The sequence below is a fragment of the Campylobacter concisus genome (assembly GCF_902460595.1).
GTDB lineage: Bacteria > Campylobacterota > Campylobacteria > Campylobacterales > Campylobacteraceae > Campylobacter_A > Campylobacter_A concisus_BL.
Map to the genome: position 1 here is coordinate 255,094 of NZ_CABPVA010000001.1, position 10,720 is coordinate 265,813.

The following is a 10,720-nucleotide window of genomic DNA, read 5'->3' on the forward strand; positions in this document are numbered from 1 at the left end:
TAAATCATTTACTCAAAAAAAGGATGTTATTATGGCAGAGAATTCAATCCCACCAAAAGAACGTATAAACATTGTTTATAGAACCAAAACAAACAACCAAGAAGCAGATGTTGAGCTTCCGTTAAAGCTGATGGTAGTTTCAAATTTAACCGGTGAAAACCAAACCCCACTTGAAGATCGCGAAGTTGTCTCTATAAATAAGATAAATTTCGATCAGGTTATGAAAAGTTTGGACATTCATACTGAATTTTCAGTGAAAAATAGACTAAATTCTGGTAGCGAAGATCTAAATATCGATCTTAACTTTGAAAGCATTCAGGATTTCAATCCAGACAATATCATCAACCAAGTCCCTGAGCTAAAAAAGCTATTGCAGCTTAGAAAAGCTTTAGTTGCGTTAAAAGGACCTATGGGCAATATGCCTGATTTTAGAAAAGCAGTTTTAGAGGCTATTAAGGATGAAGATAGTAGAAAACAGCTTCTTTTAGAGCTTAAAGACGAAAAAGATAAGGAATAAAAATGTCTGAAACTAAAGTAAAAACTCCTATCATTGAAAGCATAATGCAAAGGAGCAAATATACAAAAGATGATGAAAGTTATAGCGTAGTAAAGCAAGGAGTTGCCGAGTTTATCTCAAATGTCATCACAACAAATAATGCTGAAGAGAAGATAAATAAGCTCGCACTTGATGAGATGATAGCTCATATAGACACGCTTTTATCAGCTCAGATGGATGAAATTTTACACAATAAATCTTTCCAAGAGCTAGAATCTACTTGGCGTGGCATTAGATTTTTAGTCGAGAGAACAAATTTCAACGAAAATGTAAAGATCGATCTTTTAGACGCAACAAAAGAAGAAATTTTAGATGACTTTGAAAACAATCTAGATATAACTCAAAGCACACTTTATAAGCAAATTTACTCAGCTGAGTATGGTCAATTTGGTGGTGAGCCAGTTGGTGCGATAGTTGCTGACTATGAGCTAGATAAGTCAAATCAAGATATGACTTTCTTAAACAAAATGTCGTCAATTGCAGCGATGAGCCACTCTCCGCTTCTAACTTCGTTATCTTCTAAATTCTTCGGACTTGATAACTTTGGTGAGCTTGAAAACATAAAAGATCTAAAGAGCCTACTTGAAGGTCCTCAATACACAAGATGGAGAACTTTTAGGGAGAACGAAGACGCAAAATATACAGGTTGTATGGTAAATAGATTTCTTACTAGATCTCCATATATCCCAGAAGATAACCCTATAAAAAGCTTTAACTACCGCGAAAGCGTCGATAAGCACGATGATATGCTTTGGGGCAACGGCGCTTATGCGTTTGCTACAAGACTTACAGAGAGTTTTGCGGACTATAGATGGTGCGGAAACATCATCGGACCAAAAGGTGGTGGCGCTGTAAAAGACCTACCAACTTACACTTATGAAAACTACGGAAGCGTTCAGACAAAAATTCCAACCGAAGTTTTGATCACAGATAGAAGAGAATTTGAGCTTGCAGAAAATGGCTTTATCACACTTACACTAAGACGTGATAGCAATAACGCAGCGTTTTTCTCTGCAAACTCAGTGCTAAAACCTAAAGTTTTCCCAAATACTCCAGAAGGCAAAGCTGCTGAGACAAATTTCAGACTTGGCACACAGCTTCCATATGTATTTTTGATCTCTCGTTTGGCTCACTATTTAAAAGTACTTCAAAGAGAAGAGATCGGTACTTGGAAAGAGCGCAGTGATGTTGAGCGTGGCTTAAATGAGTGGCTAAGACAGTACATCTCAGATCAGGAAAATCCACCAGCTGATGTAAGAAGTAGAAGACCATTTAGAAGCGCAAAAGTTATCGTTAGCGATATAGCTGGCGAGCCAGGCTGGTATAAGATAGAGCTTCTAGCTAGACCTCACTTTAAATTTATGGGGGCAAATTTCGAGCTTTCTTTGGTTGGTAAGCTGGATAAAGAGTAAATTTAAGTATGTCGCTGATAGATAAAATTTTATATGAATTTAGTGATGAGTCAAAATTTCGTCCATATTTTAAAGATCTAGACAGCGACATCAAAGATCACATAGATACTATCTTAAACTCAAGGCTTGGAAACTACGGTCGTTTAAATGATAGTATCATAGATCTTTGGTCGGTTGGGGTCGAGATAAACGAGCTTGGCCATAGACTTGGCATGGCGATATATGAACTAATCACCTCAAACGAAAATAGAATAGAGATAACCTCTATCGGCTATGATGACTCGCTAAAGCCTTGGCGTATCATCTTTAACATAAACTATAAGCATAAAAACGACAATTTCAAAGAGTATTTGCTAAAGGTTATTTTTAAGAACAATAGATATTGTGAGATTTTATAATGGATTATAATGAAAATAATTTAGCTTATTTTCAAAAAGAGATGGCGTATCTTGACGAAACAAGAGCTCTTTTTATAAAGAATTTCCCAAAAGTTGCACCATTTTTAGATACTAAAAGCAAAGATCCTGATGTTGAGAGTATCATAGAAAATATGGCTATTTTGACATCAAGGATTAGACAAGAGCTAGATGAAAATATCCCCTTAATAGCTGAGTCTTTGATAAATATCTTAATGCCAAGCTACACAAACCCTTTCCCTTCAGTTTGCATGCAAGAATTTGCTCTAAGAGATGATTTTTCAGAAAAAAAAGAATTTATACCAAAAGGCAGCATCATAGAGTCAAAGCCTATAAATGGTGTAGCTTGTAAATTTCAGACGATATATGACGTAAATTTGCTTCCTTTAAAGATATCAAAAGCTTTTATGTCAAACAACAAAAGCGACTATCTTTTAAATTTAAACATATCTATCACCAAAGATGAGCTTAGCACCAAAGAGCTTGATATTGATTTTTTAAATTTATATCTTGGCGATAACATATACTTCTCTTCAACCCTTTTGATGTGGCTAAAAAACTATTTGAAATTTATAGTCGTAAGCTTTGAAGATAGCGATGAGGAGATAAAACTTGGAGCTGATAAGCTTAGCTTGGATGAATTTGATGAAGCTTTGATAAAGAGCGATGAGTTTGGTTTTGAGGCATTTGAGCTTATAAAAGAGCTTTCATATTTTTCATCTAAACTAAATTTCATCCGTATAAACGGACTTGGTTTTTTAAAGAGATTTGACGCAAAAAGCTTTAACATCAAATTTGTCTTTTCAAAAGATATGCCAAATGGTTACGTGCCAAGGCTAGAGTATTTCTCTCTTTTTGCCACGCCAGCGATAAATTTGTTTGTCAAAGGTGCCGAGCCTATACAAAATAACAACAAGCGAAGCGAGTATAGAATTTTCATCGACCGCTCAAACATAAACGCTTACGAGATAGTCTCTATCACAAAGGTCGTCGCTCACAGCAGCAATAATGAAAAAAGGATACTTAAAAACTATAAAAGCTTTGAGAGGTTTGAGTTTTTAAATAGCCAAAGATCAAAGGACTATTACTTTGTAAGCAATAAAATAGATATGAAGCTAAACTCTTACAAAGAAATTTCATTTTTTAAAAATGACACCAAAGAGCAGACTGTGAGCATCGAGACGCTTTGCTGTAACGGCGATCTGCCAACTAATCTAAAACTTGGCGAGATAAACAAAATCCAAAATCACCAAGGCGTAGTAACCAAAAATTTAACTATCCCAACTAGCGTAAAACGTGTAAATGTAGATGGAAATTTACTCTGGAGGCTGGTTAGCATCTTGTCATTTAGCTATCAAAGCATACTAAACAAGGGCTCTTTTCTAGCACTGCTTAATGCCTTTATGCTGCCTGATGATGAGTTTTTGAAGAAATTTTCTAGCTCACTTCATGAGATAAAGACAAAACAGATCCACAGGGTCGATGGCGGCTTTGCAAAAAGAGGAGTGCTTTGTATATTTTATATAGATGAGAGCGAGTTTGAAAGCCTTGGAAATGTCTATGTCATAGGTATAAATTTGGCTAAGTTTTTATCAAAATTTGCTTCTATTAACTCATTTTGCGAGCTTAAGATAAAGTGCATAAAGAGTAAAATTTTATTTGATTATGGGTTTTTAAGCGGCATGAAAGAGCTAGTATGAGCGAAGAGATAAGCCAAGCTTCTTTTTTTAAACTGATAAAAAACATCCTAAAAAATAGGGATAGAAGCGAGATATTTTTAAAAAATAGCTCAAGTTTTGCCTACCCGATCAAAGAGCTTGAGAGCTTAGATGAGCAAGAGCTTACAAAGATAATTGTAAATTTTATGGGCCTTTTAGGAAGTAGCTCGCATCTAACAAGCTACATTTTAGAGAAAATTTCAAAGACTAATGACAATAGCTATGAGCTATTTTTTGATTTTTTTGACAACTACTTACTTTGGCTATTTTTTGATAGCATTAGCCTGAAAAACTACGCAAGATCTTTTGAAGATGAGCTTGATGATAAAATTTCAAAGATCTTACTTGATATGCTCAATATAAAAGATAAGCTGCTGGCAAAGAAATTTCTGCCATTTTCGCCACTTGCAGTTAGCCAAAGAAGGCCAAAAAAAGAGGTTGAATTTGCGCTTCAGAGCCATTTTGGGCTAAAAGATAAGCTTTTTATACTTGAAAATTTACCAAATCAAATTTTTATAGCTCCATCGAATTTAAACTCCTTAGGCCATAAAAATAGGACACTTGGTAAAAATTTTATCCTTGGTAAAAAGCTTTTTGAAAAACAAACTAAGATCGCAGTCTTTATAAACGGCATAGAGTACGAAGAGGCTGTGAATTTCTTCCCCAAAAAAGATAAATTTAAAGAGCTTCAAGAGACTCTTTCTTATTTTACTAATGATGAATTTGTTTCTGATTTATATTTGAAGATAAATTACTCTCATAAGATGCAGTTTAAGCTCGGATCAAAATATACAAGTAGCCAAATCGGTTTTGGTTCAAGGCTTAAAAATGATAAAAAAATGTCAAATTTTATAAAATTTAGACTTTGTTCATAAAATTTAACTCCAAAATCAAAAAAATCTGATATAATTACATAAAAGAAATATATTTATTTGTAAAAGGATTTGCAGCTATGGCATTTATCGACTACTTACGCAGATTTTTCACATTTTTTAGGTTTAAACACAGTGTTGTTTTAGCAACTTCTATCGCTCTTAGTGTTTTGTTTTGGCTCTATGCCCCGCTTGTAGCATTTAACGATATATACAGCTTTGCTAGCGTTAGCTCACGAGTTAGCGTGCTAGTTGCTTTTTGGGCAGTTATATTGTTTTTTGTCTTGCTTAGACCGCTGATGAACTATTTTGCATCACGCAAAGATGAGAAAAACGACAAACTAAAAGAGATCAAAAAAGAGTCATTGGATAGTTTTGGCAAAGCAAAGAGAAATTTCTTACTTTCGCTAAAAGACGCCAAAACGACTTGGAAAAAAGATATAAATTTTAAAAAATTGCCATTAATAATGATAATAGGCAATGAGGGCGCTGGCAAAAGTGCTTTCATAAACTACTCAAATATCGAATTTCCTCTATCTGATAGCCTGGATACTTATAAAAAGATACATCAAAGTACGACAAATTTTAACCTTTATGTATCAAAATTTGGCGCATTACTAGATACTGAGGGCATTCACTTTGCACAAGAGAGCCTCTATCAGCCAACTGCGACAGAAGAGCTTCCTGAAGATGACGTAGAGAAAAATAGAGACTATCTACTTAAAAAAGGCGTTTGGAACGAGTTTTTACACTTTTTAAAGAGAAATGACTTTAACTCAAGACTAAGTGGAGCCGTGCTTATCATCGATACTAAAAAATTCCTAGAAGGCACCCAAGAGTATTTTGACGAGCTTATCAGATATATGGTAAAGAGGATAAATGACTGCGAGAAGCACCTTGGCATTAAATTTCCTATTTACGTAGTCTTTAGCAAGCTTGACCTTATAGATGGTATGGGTGATTATTTCAAATTATTTAATGAAGACGTGGCAAATAAAGCACTTGGTATAAATTTAGACTCAAATTTCACCGCTCAAATGCTTGAGACAGAGCTTAAAGGCTTAAGCGACTCACTATTTAAACATCTAATGAGCAAAAACTCGATCTCGCACATGCTAGAAGATAAAAAACGCTCATATCTGTTCTTAAAACAGCTTGAAAATTTCTTTGTGCTCGTAAAAGACTTTGTTACAAAACTAAGCTCTCAAAATGCTCTTAAAAACACATCTGTTATAAACGGAGTTTATTTTGTAAGTGCATATCAAGAAAATATCCCTATAAACTACCTTACAAATACAATTTGTGATAAATACAGCATCAAAAAACCACTTCTTAGAGCGGTAAATAATTATAGCAAACAAAGCTATTTTGTAAAATCATTTTTAAAAGAGATCGCTTTTAAAGCAAATGTAACGAAATTTGGCGCACAAAATAGATTTATTAAATTTGTAAATTTCGCCCTAGTGGCTGCGCTTTGTGTGGGAGTTTATTTTGGCTCTAGTTATATTTTAAATATCAAAAATACAAAAGAGCAAACTGCGGCTAACAACGTAGATAAAATTTCTAACTATCTTGATAACAAAAAGTATAAAGACCTTACCGCTACACAAAAGATCGAGCTTTTAAATCTGCTAAAACAAAGTCTAAACGACTATCCAAGGATCTTTAGTGGTGATACTAAATTTGAGTACATCACTCTTGATACCTCTTATAAAGGTTTTACGCCTGTTAAAGCGCTTTATTACGACCTTAGCGCCGATTTTTTCAAAAATACAGTTTTAACTGAGATGGAAAATATCCTAAAAACAGAGAGCGACCCAGATAAGCTTATAAAAGCCTTTTATATGTATGATTCACTTTTTGATAAAAACTATACAAATGTAGATCTATTTAAAATTTGGATAGCTGCAAACTGGGATAAATTTGAAAAATATGGCGTTGCTAAAGACGAGTTTTTAGCACACATCGAAGCTATTTTAAATGCTAAAAATTTAAGCATTTCAGCAGACTAGAGCGCTCAAAGTGCAGCAAATACCAAGCTAACACCTGTTCAAAGAGCAAAAAGGCTCTACTCGATACTTGAGTTTATATCATTTAAAGATGAAAAATCATTCTACGACATCAAAAAAGAGGTTGAAAATTTAAACCAGGTAGTTCAAGAAAAAGAGGCATTTAATCCATTTAATAAAATTTATACAAAAGAAAATTTAAGAGATTTCTTGGCAAAACTTAGCTCAAACATCGATGAGACCGCGGGCATCGAGTCATGGCTAATGGATACCAACTCATCTTTAAAAGATATTGGCTCAAATGAGAAAAAGGAGCTAAGCATTGCAGTTGTAGAGCTTTACTTGCAAAACTACGCTGATAAATGGAACCAAATTTTAAGAGCGATCGAGCCAAATGAATTTGCTACTAAAAAAGAGGTTATCGATGAGCTTGAAATTTTGTCAAAAAGAGAAAACCCACTAAATTCTCTTATAAAATTAACTAATCAAAATACAAATTTAAATGATGAAAATTTACTAAAATACATCTACTCTCTAGGTTTTGCTTCAAGCGAGATAAAACGTGTATTTGCAGACTTTAGTACTAAATTTACAAACTATCATGTGCTAAATTCTGACGGATCGCTAGATCTTATCAGCAATGACGTCACAAATGTATATAAAAAAGTTAGCGACTATAACTTTGAGATGCTTCAAAGCAGTGACGACAAGATAGTTTATGCGATAAATGGCATAAAAAATGAGAATGACCCATTTATTGTGTTAAACAATGACGCTAAAAAGCTTCCTGATGAGCTAAATGAGTACTATCAAAAGTTATCAAAGCTTGCTTGGAAACAGGTAGAAAACGGAGCTTCATCACTTTTAGCAACGGCTTATAAAGATGATGTTCTTGATGACTTTGAAAGTCTTATAAAACCTTATTATCCGTTTAATGAAAACTCAGCAAAGGCCGTTAGTATCGAAGAATTTAAGAGATTTTTTGGCAAGGACGGAACTTGGAATAGCTTTTATGATAAATATCTAAAACAAATTTTAAGTAAAACTGGCAGTGGCTACAAGGTAAGACCAAAATATGCAAAAGAGCTAAGATTTAATAAAAGTTTCCTTGAAAATATCGCTTATATCGATAGAATTTCAAATTTGATGCTTGATTCAAATGATGAGCTAAAACTAAACTATAACTTAAAAGCGGTTGATCTATCGGCAAATTTCAGCCACATAAATATAGGCTACGCAAATAACTCTTTGGTGTATGATCACACGATCCCATCAAATTTGCTTGTCTCAAGTAAAAGCTTTGATATCTCAACACAGTTTAAATTTAATGCAGTTTCAAATGCAGGCAGTGATAAAAAAGAGATCAGCTTTGATGGTGAGTGGGGCTGGTACAAGCTCTTAAAGGCTTCAAATTTCAGCAGCATTGGCGTTAGCACGCTTAACTTTGATGGTAAAAAAGAGTCATATTTTGGCTTTGAAGTTACTCCAAATGGCGGAGAGCTTTTAGAGCTTATGAATATCATACCAACGATTGATTTACCAAGAAAGATGCTTTATTAAGGAAAAAATATGCAAGAAATAGCAGCGGTTATACAAAATTTTGATAAAGCTTCGAGCTTTTTGGCGCAGTATGTCATTTTTGATGAAAACGGTGGGGACATAGGCTCGCTAGATACGGTTAAATTTCCGTGCAGTGATACAAGCGGCTCTATAGCTTCAAAGCACGCTCATATAGGCTTTGAAGAGGGTGTTTTTACCATTTGCGGATACGAAGGATGCGAGATATTTTATAGCGATTCTTATTCGAAGTTGCCTGATGATTATGAAAGCGTGATAAATCCAGGAGATATTTTTAGGATAGGCGAGCTTAAATTTATATTTATAGATCCTTCTAGGATAGACGAATATGTCGGCAAAGCTCACAAGATCATAGAAAATACCAAAAACTTTGATGAGCTTGATAATAAAGAATTTGAGCCAGTTGGGAAAATCTCAAATGTTGATTTTAAAGAAGAGCCAAAGATAAATTCTCTCATAGATGAAGAAAAAGATATCACTTTAAATGAAAATGTTAATGATGTGCCTTTAAATTTAAATGAGAGCGCTCAAAATTTCGATGAAGAAGATATAAATAGTCAAAGGATGCTAACAGCAAAGAGCATGGATGAGCTTTTGATGAATTTAGTTGAGAGCATAAAAGTGCAGCCAAACATGAGCCCTATAAGCGAGCAAAGCAGGACGTTAAATACAAAAGATATGGAAACTATTATAAAAACGCTGCCTCTAAGCGACAACACGACGCTTGTGAATGCTGTTTTGCTTAAGCTTATATGCAAAGAGCTATATAGTCAAATGTACGATATAGTCGAGAATAATTCATTTTTCAAGTATCTCTCTGGTGCTGTAACAAAAAGCACCAAAGAAGATAAAGAGGCGTTTAATTATTTATTACATAAAGCACTTGAAAGCTATATGTTAAAAAAGTAATGTTTTTAATAAAATAGAAAGTTAATAAAAGTTAAAATAACCAAATTTTTTAATAGGAGTAAATATGTCACAACCAGTGTATATTAAGGTGAAAGGTTCTACTCAAGGACTTATCTCAAGTGGTGCTTCAACAGAAGCTAGTATCGGTAATCGCTATCAGTCAGGTCACGAAGATGAGATCATGGCACAAGAGGTTTCTCACATCGTAACTGTTCCAGTAGATCCACAAAGTGGACAACCATCAGGACAAAGAGTACATAAGCCATTTAGCTTTACAACATCTTTAAACAAAGCTGTTCCACTTCTTTACAACGCATTAACTCAAGGCGAGAGACTTCCAGAGGTTGAGATCCACTGGTATAGAACATCAACTAGCGGCGGCGCTGAGCACTTCTTTACTACAAAACTAGAAGATGCAACTATAACAGATATCACTCTAGTAAGCCCAAATGCTCAAGACAAGCTAAACAGCGACAAAACTGAGCTTTTTAAAGTTTCAATGAACTATAGAAAGATAGTTTGGGAGCACGTAGCTGCAGGTACAAGCGGAAGCGATGACTGGAGAGAAGCTACTAAAAAAGCTTAAAAAATAACCTAGGGATCCTCCCTAGGGATATCAATATTCTCGTTGGAAGGACACAAATGAGCCCTTTTTATCATTATCTTTTAAAACACCATGATATGTGAAATGCGATATGAAACACTTAGCTATGATCATATTTCTCATAACATCTTTATATTCACAATATTCACACGAAGCAAATTGCACGGATATGTTTGGACTCATTTTCAATAAAAATTTAAGTGACGCTGAAACAGCTAAGTATATAAAATACTACATAGATGATCTTGGATGCGATGCTAATATGACTATTGAAATTCCAGATCTTTCAATAAGACCAAATTTGTTAGAGTATGCTTATGATACAAATAAAACAAAAACTTTTGATACTCTTTTGGTAAAAGGAACAGCTGCTAATGCAAGCTTAGCAACGTCTATGGGTATGAGCTTTGCATTTTTCTTTAGAGAAAATGGTGTCGGTATAGACAACAAAAAAGTAAGCCCTGAGCTACTAGAATTTATAAAAACTCAAAAATATAAAGAATTTAAAGAAGAGAAATTTAAGCTAATCAAAAAACTCCTAGAACATGGACAAGATCCAAAAGGCTATATCCTTTTACAGAAAGTATTAACGCTTGTAAATGATGAAAAAGATTTAGATAGGTTACTAGAGCAATATAAAAAGGAT

The 10,720-nt window shown here is 34.2% G+C and carries 10 protein-coding genes and 1 pseudogene; all 11 read left to right on the forward strand.

Going from position 1 to position 10,720, the window contains the following annotated elements; all coding sequences use genetic code 11:
* Positions 1-31 precede the first annotated feature (31 nt).
* On the forward strand, positions 32-517 hold the full coding sequence (gene tssB / locus F3G86_RS01220) for a type VI secretion system contractile sheath small subunit (protein WP_012001089.1): 486 nt from the start codon (positions 32-34) through the stop codon (positions 515-517).
* A gap of 2 nt (positions 518-519) precedes the next feature.
* On the forward strand, positions 520-1,968 hold the full coding sequence (tssC, locus tag F3G86_RS01225; protein ID WP_103565630.1) for a type VI secretion system contractile sheath large subunit: 1,449 nt from the start codon (positions 520-522) through the stop codon (positions 1,966-1,968).
* A gap of 8 nt (positions 1,969-1,976) precedes the next feature.
* Positions 1,977-2,366, forward strand: a complete 390-nt coding sequence (locus F3G86_RS01230) for a hypothetical protein (RefSeq protein ID WP_012001091.1) — start codon at positions 1,977-1,979, stop codon at positions 2,364-2,366.
* Positions 2,366-4,084, forward strand: coding sequence for a type VI secretion system baseplate subunit TssF (tssF, locus tag F3G86_RS01235; protein ID WP_149722748.1), 1,719 nt, complete (start codon positions 2,366-2,368; stop codon positions 4,082-4,084). Before F3G86_RS01230 ends, tssF begins: the two co-directional genes overlap by 1 nt.
* Entirely contained in the window at positions 4,081-4,977 is an 897-nt protein-coding gene (locus tag F3G86_RS01240) for a type VI secretion system baseplate subunit TssG (RefSeq protein ID WP_149722749.1), read from the forward strand. Before tssF ends, F3G86_RS01240 begins: the two co-directional genes overlap by 4 nt.
* Positions 4,978-5,054: 77 nt before the next feature.
* Positions 5,055-6,986, forward strand: a complete 1,932-nt coding sequence (locus F3G86_RS01245; protein WP_149722750.1) for a type VI secretion protein IcmF/TssM N-terminal domain-containing protein — start codon at positions 5,055-5,057, stop codon at positions 6,984-6,986.
* A gap of 33 nt (positions 6,987-7,019) precedes the next feature.
* Positions 7,020-8,126: pseudogene (locus F3G86_RS01250) on the forward strand (ImcF-related family protein); the annotation flags it as partial.
* Between the two features lie 3 nt (positions 8,127-8,129).
* The gene (locus tag F3G86_RS11060) at positions 8,130-8,543 is read left to right on the forward strand and encodes a type VI secretion IcmF C-terminal domain-containing protein (RefSeq protein ID WP_411160682.1); all 414 of its coding nucleotides are present in this window, start codon (positions 8,130-8,132) and stop codon (positions 8,541-8,543) included.
* Positions 8,544-8,552: 9 nt separating this feature from the next.
* Positions 8,553-9,470 carry a hypothetical protein gene (locus F3G86_RS01255; protein WP_087583799.1) on the forward strand — a complete coding sequence of 306 codons (918 nt, stop codon included), beginning with the start codon at positions 8,553-8,555 and terminating at the stop codon, positions 9,468-9,470.
* Between the two features lie 64 nt (positions 9,471-9,534).
* Positions 9,535-10,056 carry an Hcp family type VI secretion system effector gene (locus F3G86_RS01260; RefSeq protein WP_012001093.1) on the forward strand — a complete coding sequence of 174 codons (522 nt, stop codon included), beginning with the start codon at positions 9,535-9,537 and terminating at the stop codon, positions 10,054-10,056.
* A 109-nt stretch (positions 10,057-10,165) separates the two neighbouring features.
* Positions 10,166-10,720: hypothetical protein (locus F3G86_RS01265; protein WP_149723141.1), on the forward strand; the 555-nt coding region annotated here is incomplete at its 3' end.